Annotated in this window: 12 protein-coding genes; 6 read left to right on the top strand and 6 right to left on the bottom strand. The window is 68.9% G+C overall.

What is annotated here, in order from left to right:
• Positions 1–198 precede the first annotated feature (198 nt).
• Positions 199–1,695 carry a family 43 glycosylhydrolase gene (locus tag AB0B14_RS28110; protein ID WP_357073955.1) on the bottom strand — a complete coding sequence of 499 codons (1,497 nt, stop codon included), beginning with the start codon at positions 1,693–1,695 and terminating at the stop codon, positions 199–201.
• Between the two features lie 10 nt (positions 1,696–1,705).
• Between AB0B14_RS28110 and AB0B14_RS28105 the strand changes: the two genes are divergently transcribed.
• Positions 1,706–1,870: a hypothetical protein gene (locus tag AB0B14_RS28105; protein WP_357525073.1), complete on the top strand. Its 165-nt coding sequence runs from the start codon at positions 1,706–1,708 to the stop codon at positions 1,868–1,870.
• Between the two features lie 771 nt (positions 1,871–2,641).
• On the opposite strand, the gene AB0B14_RS28100 is transcribed toward AB0B14_RS28105, so the two are convergent.
• Both AB0B14_RS28100 and AB0B14_RS28095 read right to left on the bottom strand, forming a co-directional pair.
• Positions 2,642–3,613: an alpha/beta hydrolase gene (locus tag AB0B14_RS28100; RefSeq protein ID WP_357073671.1), complete on the bottom strand. Its 972-nt coding sequence runs from the start codon at positions 3,611–3,613 to the stop codon at positions 2,642–2,644.
• A gap of 449 nt (positions 3,614–4,062) precedes the next feature.
• Positions 4,063–4,842, bottom strand: coding sequence for a sulfite exporter TauE/SafE family protein (locus tag AB0B14_RS28095; RefSeq protein ID WP_357073668.1), 780 nt, complete (start codon positions 4,840–4,842; stop codon positions 4,063–4,065).
• Between the two features lie 383 nt (positions 4,843–5,225).
• On the opposite strand from AB0B14_RS28095, the gene AB0B14_RS28090 reads away from it, so the two are divergent.
• The 5 genes from AB0B14_RS28090 (at position 5,226) to AB0B14_RS28070 (ending at position 11,891) form a co-directional block, all read left to right on the top strand.
• Complete coding sequence (locus AB0B14_RS28090) at positions 5,226–6,260, top strand: LLM class flavin-dependent oxidoreductase (RefSeq protein ID WP_357073665.1); 1,035 nt, start codon at positions 5,226–5,228, stop codon at positions 6,258–6,260.
• A 264-nt stretch (positions 6,261–6,524) separates the two neighbouring features.
• Entirely contained in the window at positions 6,525–7,481 is a 957-nt protein-coding gene (locus tag AB0B14_RS28085) for an ABC transporter permease (RefSeq protein ID WP_357525065.1), read from the top strand.
• Positions 7,478–8,470, top strand: coding sequence for an ABC transporter permease (locus tag AB0B14_RS28080; protein WP_357525063.1), 993 nt, complete (start codon positions 7,478–7,480; stop codon positions 8,468–8,470). Before AB0B14_RS28085 ends, AB0B14_RS28080 begins: the two co-directional genes overlap by 4 nt.
• Positions 8,471–8,499: 29 nt before the next feature.
• Complete coding sequence (locus AB0B14_RS28075) at positions 8,500–10,164, top strand: ABC transporter substrate-binding protein (RefSeq protein WP_357525061.1); 1,665 nt, start codon at positions 8,500–8,502, stop codon at positions 10,162–10,164.
• Entirely contained in the window at positions 10,161–11,891 is a 1,731-nt protein-coding gene (locus tag AB0B14_RS28070; RefSeq protein WP_357525059.1) for an ABC transporter ATP-binding protein, read from the top strand. Before AB0B14_RS28075 ends, AB0B14_RS28070 begins: the two co-directional genes overlap by 4 nt.
• A gap of 113 nt (positions 11,892–12,004) precedes the next feature.
• Here AB0B14_RS28070 and AB0B14_RS28065 read toward each other — a convergent pair whose 3' ends face one another.
• The 3 genes from AB0B14_RS28065 to AB0B14_RS28055 all read right to left on the bottom strand — a co-directional run bounded on the left by AB0B14_RS28065 (position 12,005) and on the right by AB0B14_RS28055 (position 15,057).
• Positions 12,005–12,469 (bottom strand): DUF4395 domain-containing protein, encoded by a 465-nt coding sequence (locus tag AB0B14_RS28065; RefSeq protein ID WP_357525057.1) that lies wholly within the window; start codon positions 12,467–12,469, stop codon positions 12,005–12,007.
• Between the two features lie 192 nt (positions 12,470–12,661).
• On the bottom strand, positions 12,662–13,174 hold the full coding sequence (locus AB0B14_RS28060; protein WP_357525055.1) for a hypothetical protein: 513 nt from the start codon (positions 13,172–13,174) through the stop codon (positions 12,662–12,664).
• Positions 13,171–15,057, bottom strand: coding sequence for a RyR domain-containing protein (locus AB0B14_RS28055; RefSeq protein ID WP_357525053.1), 1,887 nt, complete (start codon positions 15,055–15,057; stop codon positions 13,171–13,173). Before AB0B14_RS28055 ends, AB0B14_RS28060 begins: the two co-directional genes overlap by 4 nt.
• Positions 15,058–15,212 lie beyond the last annotated feature (155 nt).

The raw sequence follows: 15,212 nt of genomic DNA, 5'->3' as shown, positions 1-15,212 counted from the left end.
CGGGCCGGGCGGGGTTCCGGCGCGCTCGGGTTGCTACACGCCCCCAACCCCCCCAACGCCGCCGGTCGTCGTCCGGGCCCGCCGCAGGCCGGCCAGTCCTTGTGAAACAGGCCCTAGGCGTACCGAGATGCGGCACAAGTAGGAGCGGGCGAGATCTGTTGATCTCGCCCGCTCCTGCTGCACGGTCCAGCAACCGGACTATCGAGTGAGCATGCCCTTCTCGACGGCCAGGTTGTAGTTCTCCCCGAAGACGTTCAGTTCGTGGACTCCGACCTTGACGGTCTCGGTCGTACCCAGGACCTTCAGCCTGACTGCGTTCGTCAGCACCCGGTCGAAGGTGACGTAGTCGGCCGTGTACGCGGTGGCGTTCGTACTCCTGTCGACCAGGGTCCGCCACGTGTTGGTGGGGATGTCCTTGTACTCCAGCGTGTACCGCACCGCGTTGTCCTTGGTGAACGTGCGTCCGAGTTCCTTCCACTGGATCTGCGCGGCGGAGATGTGGAAGACGGTCCCGAAGCCCCTGATGTACGTGGGCGCGGTATCGCCGTCAGCCGGCTCCCACCAGGTGGATAGGGAGCGGTCGCTTCCGTAGTACGGGTTGCGCCCGGGCGCATAGCTGCTCGTCCAGTACGCCTGGCTGTTGGTGGCCACATTGTAGAGTCCGGTGTCGTCCCTGCCCGAGATCTTCTTCCCCGGGGCCAGTTGCGGCGTGTTGGACAACTCGCAATCGATTGCTCCCCGCTTCGGACCGGCGGGGACCACGTTGCAGATGTCCATCCCCAGCCGCCGCTCGAAGAACTCCTCGTACGCGATCACATAGGTGTAGAAGAACACCAGGTTGCCGGACTTGTCGAGGACGAAACTGCCGTGCCCAGCGTTCGGATATACCGCACTCGGGTGGTTGTTTCCGTAGCCGATCGGGTTCTGCTGAGTGACCTTGTACCCGGACAGCGGTTTGTCCGACGTCATCACCCCGGTCGCGTACGTGGTGAACTCCGTGCCACCGGATGCGACCGAGAGGTAGTACGTGTCCCGCACCTTGAACAGCTGCGAACCCTCCACGTACCCATGCGTGTAGGTCGCCTTGTTGTCACCGATGTGCTGCCACTCCTGGCGCGGGTCGAAGGTCCAGAGCACGACCGGGTCGCTGATGAGTTGCCGAGGGTTGTTCGGGTCGAGTTCGACGCCCATGATCGGCGAGCCGATGTTGTACGTCAGGTACAGCCGGCCGTCCGTGTCCGGGAAGAACTGCACGTCGCCGACGCTCAGGGTCTGGCCGCTCGGGCGCAGGAAACTTCCCATGCTGGTCCACGGCCCGGTGGGCGAGTTCGCTTGATAGACCGGCGTGTTGTTGCCGGCCATGTAGAACTTGTCGCCGAGCTGCACGACGGTTGGTGCGACCAGGCCCAGGTTCATCTCGTGGGGCGTCCACGTGAGGTAGTCGGTGGTGGACCAGACAGTGCGGTTGTTGTTCGGTGCGTTCTGCATCGCACCAGATGCATAGAGATAGATGGTCCCGTCGACGTTCAGAGCGGACCAGTCCGCCCCGGTCCGTGCGGAGTTCTCGGAAATTCTGGAGAACCCGACGGTGGATCGGCTCGCGAGAGTCCGCCCGGACGCGGCCGTCCACGTCTCCAGGTTCAGGCTGGCCGGGATTTGCGATGTGTCTGCGACATTCTCGTCCGTAGGCGGCATCGTCCCTACGATGTTGCGCACGGCCATCCCGGGCAAGTTGATCGGGTTCACGTACGTCTTAGCCATGTCGACACCGGCCAGTGGCACCTTGGCGGACGGGGTTTGCGGTCCGGCGCCGGGTGCCGCCGGCGGCACGGGCTTCTCCGCCGAGGCCGGCACGATCGGCGTCAGTTGACCCACGCCCATTCCTACCGCAAGAGCAAGGCCAATAGCCGCTAAACCTCGACGTCGACTGCCGGCAGTCCTCTCGATAACCATCAGGTCCCACCTTCCGTCTGGGCGTGTTTAGCGCTAACAACGGGCAGTCCGATTTTACGAATAGGACTGCCTGACGGGGTTAATTGCTGGATGTGAGGCATCCTTCGACGGTGATCACGAAGGGTGGGGAAAGGATTTCCGCTCGACCAGTTGGGCTTCCAGCGCACACGCCCATCGACTCGGTCTCGTCCGGCGCGGATCAGTTACCGGCGGCTGTTAGCGCTAACAACGTTTCGGTGATGTTAACGGGGCCTTCTGAAGCATGTCAAGAGCATCAATGCGACGCGACCAGGATGATCATCGTGCCGGGGCCCGCTCACGGTTGCGGCTGGTGTACGACGACCCCAAAAGATATCGCTGCCGCCAACGCCGCCCTGCGCCCCGCCTGCCGAGATCAAGGGCAGCTTGGCATCGACGGGGCCCGCACCGTAGATCGGTGGATCGAGGCTCAGGCACAGTCTGTACAGCATCCTAGGAGGATGGTTTGGAGTGCCTTTGAGTTGGCGCTGGTCGCCAAGGGGTTGCGTAGGGGGCCCGCGCTTCCGAACCCCGGCGATCGACGTCGATGCCAGCTTTCAAGGCCGGCCTCTGCCCCCGTTTCCTGGCCTGCCGATGGCCAGCGGAACGAGACTGATCCCTCGCCTCGAACAGCCGGTCAACGTCGACTCGGCAGATCAGGTGCCAGCTCTCAGGCGGACAGCGTCGCGAACCACTTGTCGCAGGCCGCGTCGAACGCGTCGGGCTGCTCGATCCACGGGAAGTGACCGGCGTCCTCGATGATCTCCAGCGTGGAGGACGGCATCGCGGCGTGCATCCGCGCACCCTGCGATACCGGGTCGCACTGGAAATCGTCGTCACCGACGATGATCAGGGTCGGCGCGCTGATCCGGGGCAGCTCCGGGAGCAGGTTCTTGCTCTGGAATCCCGACATCTGGCTGTACCTGAGGACGTCGTTGTCGAACTGCAGGTTCGCCAGGCCGCCAGCAGCCTTCTCGGGGTCGTGGAAGTAGAGGGCTCCGGTCTTGTCGAGGATCTCTTCGATGGTGAGAGAACCGCCTCCGCCGCTCATCGTGGCCATGGCGTCATCGATGTAGGTCGGGTGCGCCCGGTAGAAGGGCTCCGTCCAGCGCTTGTCGATCATCTTCGTCATCTCGCGGTTGCGAACGTCGTCGGCCGCCGCGATCGCGTCGATCGAGATGATCCCCAGCAGGTGGGCGTCGTGCTCGATCCCGTAGGCCAGCGCCTGGTGGCCGCCGCCCGAGTGTCCGGCGACGAAGACCTGAGGCGCGTCCAGGTAGACACGGAGGGCTTCGATGTCGGCCACGTAGTGGTCGAGCGTGTAGCCTTCGGGGTTCTCCGGACCGGTCGACTTCCCGCTGTGCCGGGCGTCGAAATAAACCACGGTGCAGTGCCTTTCCAGGGCCGGCTGCGGCATCAGGTAGTCGACGGAGGGGCCCCAGCCCGGCGAGGGCAGCAGCAGGATCGGGCCGCTGCCTCGGACGTAACAGTGCAGGGTAATGCCGTTGACCTCAACAAACTGCGCACCTTGCCGGATGGTTCCCACGACGATGTTCTCCGTTTCTCGTTGCCGGTAGCGCGAACGGAACAAGATGCGTCGGCATGCGGAAAAGTGCGCAGCTGCCGGAGTGAACCCCGTCACGGACGACGCGGCAGGACCGCGAGCGGGCCTGAACTCAGCCGGGTACGGGAGCCAGCCGGTAAGCGAGACGCAGCCACTGCGTGCGGCCCTGCGGCGGACTGTGCAGCCAGTCCAGACCGGGAGGGCAGTGCTCCGCCGGGTTGACGAAACCGGTCTCCCAGTTCGCCGCAACCGGCGGTCGGGTGCGCCGGACCGTCTGTCAGCGCGACGAGAACCTCACCGACGACCAGGCAACCCGCGACCTCCGCGCCCCTCGTCCGGGCGGACATGCTCGAACAGCACGGCGAAACACCAGACAGGTTCTACCTCAGCGCAGGCCGGCAACTGCGATAACCGATTCGGCTTTGATGTTGGTGGTGGCGGCCCCCGTTACTGTCGGTGTGTCCGGCGGTAGCCCGGCCAGGCGTGGTCGAGGATCAGCCACCGGCTCACGTAGTCGGAGGGCCCCGTCAGCGGATGCCCTGGCTGAGGTAAAGAACCGCGAGGGCTGCAGCGAGACTGCCGAGCAGCAGCCGAAGTGCGCGTTCGGGCAGTCGTGGTTGCAGGCGGGCACCGAGATAGCCGCCGACGAGGCCGCCGGCACCGCAGAGCAGGCCGAGGGCCCAATGCGGTGCGATGTCGCCGTCGGTTCCGAGCGCGAGCAGGCCGTAGGTGGCGGCACCGCCGATCGAGGTGAGGAACGTACAGGCCAACGCGGCAGGGGCAATGGTTGTCATCGGGGTGCCGCGACCGGCGAGGATGGGGCCGAGCAGGGAGCCGCCGCCGATGCCGTAGATGCCGCCGACGGTGCCGACCACTGCGCCGAGGCCGAGGGTGGTGCGGCGGGTGAGCGGTTGCCGATCTGGAATCCCTGGGCGTGCGGCGCGGGCAATCAGCCAGATGCCGAGGGGTAGCAGGACCACGGCGACGACGAGTCGGAAGGCGTGTGGGCCGGGGATGGCGAAGACGCGGACGCAGGCGCCGATGACAACGCCGGGCAGGGTTCCGGCGAGTAAGAGCCGGGTCAGTGGGCCGGCCAGCCCACCTGCTCGACGGTAGCGCAGGAGCGCTCCGGGCCCGGCGACGATGTTGAACAGCAGGTTGGTGGGGGTCACGGCCGGGCTCGGGACATGCAGGAGGCTGAGCTGCACCGGAAGCAGGAACACAGCGCCGGACACTCCGGCCGGGGCGGTAACCAGAGAGATGAGCAGGCCTGCGGCGAATCCGAGAGATCCACTTTGCCAGGTCACCAAGATCGCTCAGCTCCTGACCGCGCCTGCGGTGATGCTGCCACCGGCAACGACGAGCACCGGCACCAGCCTGAGGGGCGGGGTTCGGACACCAGGGAAACCATAAGACCTACCGCTTTAGTAGACTATCGGATCGATCATCGGTGTGCCGGATTGGCCGGGCATACCGGCGATGCGCAGCACGTCGGGAAGCGCTGCAGCCCAGGGGTGAGCCAGTGCAGCGTTACTCAGGCCGTGCGGGGCCCGCCGGGGCAGCGCTGCGCGGTGACCCGCATCGGGTCGACGACCCGGCGGGAGGTGAGCCGGACAGGCAGCCTGCGATCGAATTCCCTACCAATCGAGTAGGTTTCAAGTTCTTGTGTGAGCGTCCTTGGAGGCGGACGGTGAGTGAAACACCTGTGTCGAAACAGTCGGCGCCACTGCGAAAGCTCGGCTTCCTGACCATCGGCCTGTTCGACGAGGCCGACCCTCGCAACGGCCACGAGGCGACACTCCAGCTCGTCGAGTTGGGCGAGCAACTCGGCTTCGACAGCACCTGGGTACGGCACCGCCACCTCCAGTACGGCATCTCCTCACCGATCGCCGTCCTGGCGGCGGCCTCACAGCGGACCCGGCACATCGAGCTCGGCACCGCGGTCATCCCGCTCGGCTGGGAGAACCCGCTGCGGCTGGCCGAGGACCTGGCCACGGTCGACATCCTCTCCGGCGGGCGCCTCAACCCCGGGGTGAGCGTCGGCCCACCGATGCACTACGACCAGGTCCGCCGAGCGCTCTACCCGGACACCGCGGACGCGGAGGACTTCAGCTACACGCGGGTACGACGGCTGCTCGACCTCGTTCGCGGCGAGCCGGCCAGCGACGTCGACGGCTTCCAAGGTTTCGAGCAGTTCTCCCGCCGGGTGCAACCGCACTCCCCCGGCCTGGCCGCCCGGATGTGGTACGGCGCCGGCAGCCTCAGCTCCGCTCGCTGGGCCGGCGAGCAGGGCATGAACCTGCTCACCAGCAGCGTGGTCAAGGCCGAGGAGTCCACCGACTTCGCCGAGATCCAGCTCTCGCACATCCGGACTTTTCGCGCCCACCACCAGGACGGCGAGCGGGCTCGTGTCTCGCAGGGGCTCGTCGTCATCCCCACCGACACGGCCACCCCGACCCAACGTGCCCGCTACGAGGAGTACGCCCAACAACGCACGCCTCGAACGGCGTCACCCCAGGGCCCGGCCCGGATGATGTTCGCCGCCGACCTCGTCGGCCCGTCGGAGCTGATCGCCGAACGACTGCTCGACAATGTCGCGTTCCGCGAGGTCGACGAGGTCGCGTTCGCCCTGCCCTTCACCTTCACACCGGCCGACTACGCGCAGATCCTCACCGACATGGCGACCCGGCTCGGCCCCGCGCTCGGGTGGCACCCCAGCCGCTGACGTGGACCGGCCAGGTTGGACGGGGGAACTCGACAATTCCCTACTAATCCGGTCTGTGTTGTAGGTCTCTAGTGCTGGATTTTCCCGGCGCGGCTCACGGAACATGGTCGCTGCGGCCGCCGGGCCGCGCGGTGTGGCATCGACAGGTAAACGGTCTCCAGCTACCGCAACGAGCACCGAGAGGGGTCAGCGTGGGCAGGAAGTGTTGCCGGGAGCGCTGAGCTTCCCGGCCCACCCACCCCTGGACCCCCGTAAGGAACCAACGTGTCCGCCGACCCTCATCTCGCGCCGCCGGCTCCGACCCGACCACCGAGGCAGGCCCGCAGCACGACCGCCCGCCACCTCTGGCGCCATCTGGCCGCCGACCGTTGGGCGCTGGGCGGAGCCGGCGGCGTGGCCTTCTTCCTCCTCGTCGCGGCCGCCGCCCCACTGCTCAGCGCGATCGCGGGTCAGGGCCCCTACACGTACGACCTTGACGCCCTGTCGGACTCCGGGGCGCCGAAGGGCTTCGGTGGCGGAATCAGCGCCGAGCACTGGTTCGGGGTGGAACCGATGACCGGGCGCGATCTGTTCGCCATCGTGGTGCACGGCGCTCGTACCTCGATCCTGGTCGGCGCCGGGGCCACCACCGTCTCGGTGCTGCTCGGAGTGATCGTCGGCCTCACCGCCGGCTTCTACGGCGGCTGGTACGACCGGATCGTCACCCGGATCATCGACGTCCTGCTCGGTTTCCCGTACCTGATCTTCGTGATCGCGCTCGGCGCGATCGCTCCGACCAGCCTCCCGAAACCACTGCTCCTCGTCGGCGTCCTCGCGATCTTCGGCTGGCCCTCGATCGCGCGGGTGGTCCGCGGTCAGACGCTGGCGTTGAAGCAGCGCACATTCGTGGTCGCCTCGGTCGCGCTTGGCGCAGGTGGCTGGCACCTGCTCAGACGGCAACTACTCCCCAACCTCAGCGCCACGATCATCGTCTACGCCACCATCATGATCCCGTCGATGATCGGCGCAGAGGCCGCACTCTCGTTCCTCGGGGTCGGCGTGCCGCCGCCGACACCGGCGTGGGGCCGCTCGATCGGCGACGCGATCGGCTGGGTCCAGACCGACCCGATGTTCCTGGTCTTTCCCGGCGGGGCGCTCTTCCTCGCCACGCTCTCCTTCAACCTGCTCGGCGACGGCCTGCGCGACGCATTCGACCCGAAGACGCGAGGGCTGCGGCGATGAAACTCCTCCGACTGGTCTCCGGACGCCTGTTCAGCATGATCGTCACGCTGCTCGTGATCAGTCTGCTCACGTACGCGATCTTCGTCCTGCTGCCCAGCGATCCGGCGCAGCTCTCCTGCGGACGACCCTGCACACCCGAACGGCTCGCCGACGCCCGCGCCTTCATGGGCTACGACCAGCCCTGGGTGCAGCAGTATCTGGCCTTCCTCGGCGGGATCTTCACCGGCCGCACCTTCGGCTCCGGGGCTGCCGCCGTGCACTGCGCCGCGCCCTGCTTCGGGTACTCCTTCCAACTGAACGAATCGGTCACCCAGCTCATCCTGGAACGCATCCCGGTCACCTTCTCCATCGCCATCGGCGCCGCCGTGCTCTGGCTGATCATCGGCGTCGGCACCGGAGTCATCTCGGCCGTCCGCAGGGGCACCGCCATCGACCGGGCAGCGATGACGTTCTCCACGATCGGTGTCTCCGCCCCCAGCTACCTGGTCGGCCTGCTCGGCATCCTGCTGTTCGGCTTCACCCTCAACATGGTGCCGGTAAACGGGTACGTGCCGCTGACCGAGGATCCGGTGGGCTGGTTGTGGCACCTGGTGCTGCCCTGGTGTGTGCTCGCCCTGATCTCCGCGGCTGTCTACGCCCGACTGACCCGGGGTCAGATGCTCGACGTGCTGGGCGAGGACTACATCCGCACGGCCCGCGCCAAAGGGCTGCGGGAACGGCGGGTCATCGGCCGGCACGCCCTGCGCAACGTCCTCATCCCGGTGGTCACCGTCTTCGGGCTCGACCTCGGGTCGCTGCTCGGCGGCGCGGTCATCACCGAACGTGTCTTCAGCATGCCCGGCCTGGGCGCCCTGCTGCTGGACGCGGTCGGCAACGTCGACCTTCCGCTGATCATCGGGATCACCCTCTTCTCCGCGTTCCTCATCATCCTCGCGAACTTCCTCGTGGACCTGGTCTACGGCGTCCTCGACCCAAGAGTGGCGCCCTGATGCGCCAACCATCGAAAGGTAAGGCACTGATGAAAAGACGCAGCGCTCTCGCGCTCGCAGCCGTCCTCGCCCTGGCCGGCTGCAACGCGAACCCGGACGTCACACCGGACGCCGGCGGATCGACCGGGGGCACCGAGAAGGGTGGCACGTTGACCATCCTCAACGCCGCCAGCGACATCAACTTCGACCCCGCCAAGAGCCAGAACCTGGCAATCACCACCCTGGGCCTGGTCCTGCGCCGACTCACCACCTGGGAGGTCCAGCCAGGCAAGGCGGCGCAGGTGGTCCCCGATCTGGCGACGGACACTGGTAAGACCACCGACGGCGGCAAAACCTGGACCTTCACCCTGAAGGACGGGCTCAAGTACGCCGACGGGGCTCCGATCACCGCAGGCGACGTCAAGTACGGCATCGAGCGCTCCTTCGCGCCCGAACTCTCCGGCGGCCTCGGCTACCACAAGAGCCTGCTGGTGGGCGGCACCGAGTACAAGGGGCCGTACTCCGGAGCGGACCTGGCCTCGGTCGAGACCCCGGACGCGAAGACCCTCGTCTTCCACCTCAAGACGGCGTACGGCGACTGGCCGTGGATTGTCTCCACGCCGGCGTTCGCACCCGTTCCCAAGGCGAAGGACGACCCGAAGAAGTACAACCAGAACCCGGTCGCGTCCGGCCCCTACCAGGTCGAGTCGTACCAGCAGGGTGTCTCGGTCAAGCTGTCCCGCAACCCGAACTGGGACGCGGGGACCGACCCGGTCCGCACCGCCGGGCCCGACCAGATCACGTTCCAGCTCGGCCAGGACACCACGGTCCAGTCGCAGCGGCTCATCGCCGACTCGGGTGACGACCGCGCCGCCTTCGGCGCCGGCTTCGTGGCGCCCGCCCAACTCGCGCAGATCGAGCAGAACGCCGGCGCGAAGCAGCGGCTGGTCACCTCGGACGCGGGCGCACTGTCGTACCTGGCGCTCAACACCCAGCGCGGACCGTTGAAGGACCTCAAGGTCCGCCAGGCCATCCAGTACGCCGTGGACAAGAAGTCCTACCAGCTCGCCTCCGGCGGCGCCATCGGCGGCGACCTGGCCAGCACGTTGATCACCCCCGGCATCGCCGGACGAGTCGACTACGACCTCTACCCAGCCGACCCGTCGGGGGACGTCGCCAAGGCCAAGCAGTTGCTCGGCGAGGCGGGACAGACCAGCCTGGAGCTCACGCTGCTGTCCGAGAACGACCAGCCGAACCTCGCCAAGTCCCAGGCCATCCAGCAGGGGCTCCAGCGGGTGGGTATCGCGGTGACCATCAAGCCGGTGGACGATGACGCCTGGACCGCCGAGGTCACCGGCGACAAGGGTGACTACGACCTGACCGTCTCCAGTTGGCAGCCGGACTTCCCCAGCGCCAACGGCAACATCCAGCCGCTGTTCGCGTCCAGCGAGATCGGCGGCGGTGGCTACAACATCGCCCGCTACTCCCAGCCCGAGGTCGACACGCTCATCGAGCAGGCCACGGCCGAGACCGACCCGGCGAAGGCACAGGCGCGGTGGGCGCAGGCGGACAAGCGCATCCTGCAGGACGCGCCGGTGGTGCCGCTGACCTACACGAAGAACTCGTTCCTGCACGGGTCGAAGGTGCAGAACTTCTTCGTGCCGTCCTTTCCGGCCTACCCGAACTACCTGAAGGTATCGCTGAAGCAGGGATGACGGTCTCCCCCACGGAGCCACGCCTCACGAAGGCCACCCGGTCACCGCTACTCGCGGTGACCGGGCTGGCCGTCGAGTTCGAGGTGGATGGCGACACGCACGCAGCCGTTCACGACGCGTCCTTCGAGCTGCACGGCGGGCAGGTCCTCGCCCTGGTCGGCGAATCAGGATCAGGCAAGAGCGTCACCGCGATGGCCGCCCTGGGCCTGCTCCCCGCCACCGCCCGGGTCAGCGGCAGCATCACCCTCGACGGCGCCGAGCTGATCGGCGCGGAACCGAGCCTGCTGCGGGAGGTACGCGGCGGCCGTATCGGCACGATCTTCCAGGAGCCGATGACCGCGCTCAACCCGGTCTTCACCATCGGTGACCAGGTCGCCGAGGCGATCCGGGCGCACCGCCCGGTGACACACTCTGCCGCCAACGCCCGGGTTCTGGAGTTGCTCGCCACCGTCGGCCTGGACGACCCCGCGCGAGTGGCGCGGTCGTACCCGCACGAACTGTCCGGCGGCCAACTCCAGCGGGCGATGATCGCGATGGCCATCAGCTGCGACCCGCTGCTGCTGATCGCGGACGAGCCGACCACCGCACTGGACGTGACCGTCCAGGCCGGCATCCTCGACCTGCTCCGCGACCTGCGCACCCGACTCGACATGGCCGTACTCCTCATCACGCACGACATGGGCGTGGTGGCCGACGTCGCCGACGATGTGGTGGTGCTGCGCGACGGTCAGATCGTCGAACAGGCGCCCGTCGCACAACTCTTCGCCGCGCCCCGGCACGAGTACACCACCGCGTTGCTGCACGCCGTACCCACGTTGCCGGAGCTGCGGCTCGCCGAGCCGGAACCGGCGCCGCCGCCGGCGCACGAGCCACGACCGCTCGACACATCGGCCGGTACGAAACCCGTCGCACTGCTCCGCAACGTCGTCGTCGACTACCCGGGAAGGCGGCGCGGCCGGCCGGTCCGGGCCGTGGACGACGTCTCGTTGCACATTGGCCAGGGTGAACTGGTGGCCCTGGTCGGCGAATCAGGCTCCGGCAAATCGACCCTCGGCCGGGCGATTGCCGGCCTGGAACCGGTGACTGCCGGCACGGTGACCGTCGCTGGCGTCGACGTGGGGCACGCCTCCCGTCGGGAACTGCGCACGTTCCGCTCTCAGCTCGGCATCGTCTTCCAGGATCCGGCGTCGTCCCTGAACCCCCGCCGGACGGTCGGCGCGAGCATCGCCGAGCCGTTGTCGCTGCACACCGATCTGCGCCCGGACGCGCAACGCCGCCGCGTCGACGAGCTGTTGGACGCGGTCGAGCTGCCGTCGCGCCTGCGCGACCGCCACCCGTACGAGATGTCGGGTGGGCAACGGCAGCGGGTGGCCATCGCCCGCGCCATCGCCCTGAACCCGGCCCTGTTGATCGCGGACGAGCCCACCAGCGCCCTGGACGTGTCGGTGCAGGCACGGATCCTGGAACTGCTCCGGTCGCTACAGGGCCACTTTGGTTTCTCCTGCCTGTTCATCAGCCACGACCTGGCAGTGGTCGAGCAACTCGCCGACCGGGTGGCGGTGCTGCATCGTGGCCGGGTCGTGGAGGAGGGTCCGGCGAATGATGTGCTGCGCGCGCCCCGGCACCCGTACACGTCGCGGCTGTTGGCGGCGGCACCGGTTGCCGACCCGGCCCAACAGGCGCTGCGGCGGGCGGCGTGGCGCCAGCTCACCAGCGCGTCGAGCTGAGGGGACCACCACGGCTCGAAGTGGATCCTCGCCGAGGCGGCGCGAACGCCCGACGTCGACCAGCCCATCGGTCCCGGCGACGCACACGGGCGGCGGCCCGATCCGACGGTCTCCTATCCGCCCGCCGGCACGCGGCTCCAGATGTCGTCGCATTCGGCGCAGACGGCCTCGGGGATCCATCCGATCCGCCTGAGCGCCGCGAAGATCGCGCAGCCCACGCAGAACGCGAACACGGATTCGAGTGTCGCCGCCACGATCACCGCGCCGAGGACGAGGTATGCCACGAGGTGCTGCCCGAACCCGAGCGCCAGCACAGCGGCGGTCAGGGCCAGCACAGCGCCGATCCCCTGGGCGAACCGCTTGGGCGGCCCGGCGACGAGCTTGGCCCGCACCGGTAGCCGCGGCGTGATCACCCGAGTGACGAGCAGGGCGAGCGGGCTGAGTTTGGGGCCGGTGAGCACCCGCGCGACGAACCCGTACGCGATCAGTGCACTAACCCAGGGCTGGTCCAGCACGATCGTCGCCGTGGTCGACCGGGTCGTGTGCGCCCTGCGCTCCGAGTGGATACCGGCCGTCACCGGCGAACTGATCCATGTCGACGGCGGCACGCCCGCGGGCACGACACCGACGCGCAGCAGTGGCGCGATCTGTGTGATCCGGAGGGCTGTCTCGGTGCGTCGGCGTGGCGCCTCCGGCCCTCGTGCTGGTCGCGGCCACGGTCCCGGGCTGCGGCCGACGGCAGTGCTGACGTGGTCGCGCGGCACGCGTCCTCAGCCAGCGGTGGCGGTCCGCCGGGCGCCCGCTGGCCACACGATGCTGGTCGGGATGTGCCGCTGCCGCGCCCAGCTCACCGTCCGGTCGGTCGCCGCCTCGTGACAGCCGGGCTCCCCGTCCCAGACGGCCACCAACCGGTGCACCCGACGCAGCAACTCGCGGTTGGCGGCCACGTAGGCCGCCGTGCCGGAGTGCTGGAATCCGGTGTGGACGACCTCGTCCGCCCGGCCGAGCAGGTCGTCGAAGGCCGCGCGGTTGGCCGGGGGGATCACCCGCTCCCGGTAGTCGGGCGCCGGCAGCACCACCTCGTACGCGCCACCGGTGGCCAGCACCGCCCGCGCGAACGCCTGGTCGGCGCCGACGGCCAGGCAGGTGACACCCCGCACCGGCCGCCCGCTGATCCGGCGCAACTCGGTACGCAGGGCGTCGTACACGAGCCGTTCGGTGCCGGGGGTCAGGTTGATGTGCCCAGTGACTCCCACCCGGACCGGCCGAGGCTCCCGCGTCATCCGCCGATCCTCTCGCCCGACGCATCACCCGGCGCACGCGGGGCGTCGTCCGGGCCAGCTACCTGCCGCGACGGCGCCGGCGGGTCGGCGGGGGCAGCCGGGTCGGGCGGGTCGGCGGTCAGCCGGATCATCTCGAAGCCGGCGTCGGACAACACCTCCGGCAGCGCCCGGATCTCGTTCCGGTTCATCTCCTGCACGTCCGGCGCCAGCTCGTCCCACGGCCGCAGCGTGGGATGCCGGCGGCGGGCGTCGTCGCGCGGCTCGCCGTACAGCCAGCCCTCCCCCCGTCGCTCCCGACACCACCGCTCGTGCTCCAACCGGGCCAGCTCGTCGATCCGGTCGTCGATGGCCCGGCTGGCGCCCGGGTCCGCCGGGCCGGCTGTGGTGCCGTGTCGGGGCGCCACCACACAGCCGAGGCTCAACAGCTTCGCCGCGATGTCCTGCACGTGAGCACGGTTGGCCCGGCGCAGCGACTCGGGCAGCCGGGCCCAGTCCACCATCGCGGGGGACGCGCCCAGGCGTACCCCCGCGCGCACCTGCGCCTGGACGTACCTGTCGTGGATCTGCCGGGCCAGCCGTTCGGTGAGGTCCTCGGCGATCAACTGGGCGTCGCAGGCCCGGGTCAGCACCGGGTAGAGCTGGAGCCGCCCGTGCACCTCGTCGAGCAGGTCGTGCCGCCGGTCGCCGTGGAACGCGGCGGCGAGAGCCGCCTGCCGGTACACCGGGACGAACACCGTGCTCTCCGCCCGCTGCCAGAGGGCCGGCGTGTCCAACGCCAACTGGAGCCCGGTCCGCTCGTCCTCAGCGCAGACGTAGAGCCGGTCGTAACCGTGGCGCAGCATCCCCGACCCGACCAGACCGTCGAGGTCCAGGTCGTACGCCCGCACCTGGCACGCGCCGGCCAGGAAGGGGTGCCGGGCGCTCGCCAGTTCGAGTTCGGCGGCGGCGTCCGGTGCGACCAGGTCGACGTGCAGCGGTGGCAGGGGCCGACCGGCCGGCGCCTCGGTCTGGCGCAGCTGCCAGTGCCGCGCGCTGGCCACCAGCGCGGCACGACGGAAGCTGCCCCGACCGGCGATGAGGATCCGCACCGGTCGTCGGGGCGCCGAGGGCAGCGGGTGGTGCCGGTGCAGGGCCCGGGCGGCGACGTCGTCGACGTGGAAGTAGTCCAGTCGCAGCCGGCTGGAACCAGCGGCACCCAGGCGTCGGGCCTGCAACGACAGGCACATCTCCGGGTCGTGGACCTGCACGTAGACCCGGGCCGGATGCCGCCGGTCCTGGATGAGGCGGCTCGCGGCGTTGGCGATGGCGTGGTTGCGGTCGTCGTCGTCGGTGCAGGCGTACACGGTGCGGGCGTGCGGCAGGCCGGCGCCGCGCAGCACCTCGGGACTCGTCGGATCCCCAACGACCCCCAGGTAGCGGCGGCGTCGGTACTCCAGTGGCCCGAACGGCTCGGCGCGGACGACGACCACGCGCTCACCCTCGCTGAAGAGCCGGTCGGCGAGCATCTGGGCGAACTGGGAGTCGCCGCAGACCACCGAGTGCCCCCGCGCCCGGCGAGCACGCAGCCGCCGGATCTCGGCGGCCAACAGCAGTCGGCTGGCCTCCACCACGGCGAGCAGGGTGAACAGCGGGGCCGCGAACCGAGCGACCTGCAACTGCCACGGGTACGGGCCGGGATTCTGCAACGGCTCGGCGCCCAGCACGAAGAGCTGAATGTCGTAGTAGACCACGTCGTACAGGTCGTGGCCCGCGCCCGGCTCGGCCCGCAACAGTCGGTCGAAGCCGACGTAGCCGAGCACCAGCGCGGCCACACCGATCACCGCGAAGACCATTCGCAGTGCCCTCCCGGCCGGGCGGTACGCGCCGGGGACCGGACCCGTCATCGACCAACTCCCTCGTCCGGGGGACCGTCGTCGCACCAGTGTCGCCGGACCGACGGCCGATGCCCACCGTCAGCGCGCACCTCCGGACCGACTCGTGCTCGGGCCAGACCGGGCCACTCCGCATCGTATTCGACGCAGTCGATCCGACCGGACCA

The organism is Micromonospora sp. NPDC049171, assembly GCF_040648275.1.
GTDB lineage: Bacteria > Actinomycetota > Actinomycetes > Mycobacteriales > Micromonosporaceae > Micromonospora.
The sequence above is the reverse complement of the archived record's forward strand: the minus strand, read 5'-3'. Positions and strand labels throughout refer to the sequence as shown.

Excerpts from the sequence above, each read along its gene's own strand:
- AB0B14_RS28110 (WP_357073955.1), bottom strand. The coding sequence starts at position 1,695 with ATGCCGCCTACGGACGAGAATGTCGCAGACACATCGCAAATCCCGGCC.
- AB0B14_RS28105 (WP_357525073.1), top strand. The coding sequence starts at position 1,706 with ATGTTGCGCACGGCCATCCCGGGCAAGTTGATCGGGTTCACGTACGTC.
- AB0B14_RS28080 (WP_357525063.1), top strand. The coding sequence starts at position 7,478 with ATGAAACTCCTCCGACTGGTCTCCGGACGCCTGTTCAGCATGATCGTC.
- AB0B14_RS28075 (WP_357525061.1), top strand. The coding sequence starts at position 8,500 with ATGAAAAGACGCAGCGCTCTCGCGCTCGCAGCCGTCCTCGCCCTGGCC.
- AB0B14_RS28070 (WP_357525059.1), top strand. The coding sequence starts at position 10,161 with ATGACGGTCTCCCCCACGGAGCCACGCCTCACGAAGGCCACCCGGTCA.
- AB0B14_RS28060 (WP_357525055.1), bottom strand. The coding sequence starts at position 13,174 with ATGACGCGGGAGCCTCGGCCGGTCCGGGTGGGAGTCACTGGGCACATC.
- AB0B14_RS28055 (WP_357525053.1), bottom strand. The coding sequence starts at position 15,057 with ATGACGGGTCCGGTCCCCGGCGCGTACCGCCCGGCCGGGAGGGCACTG.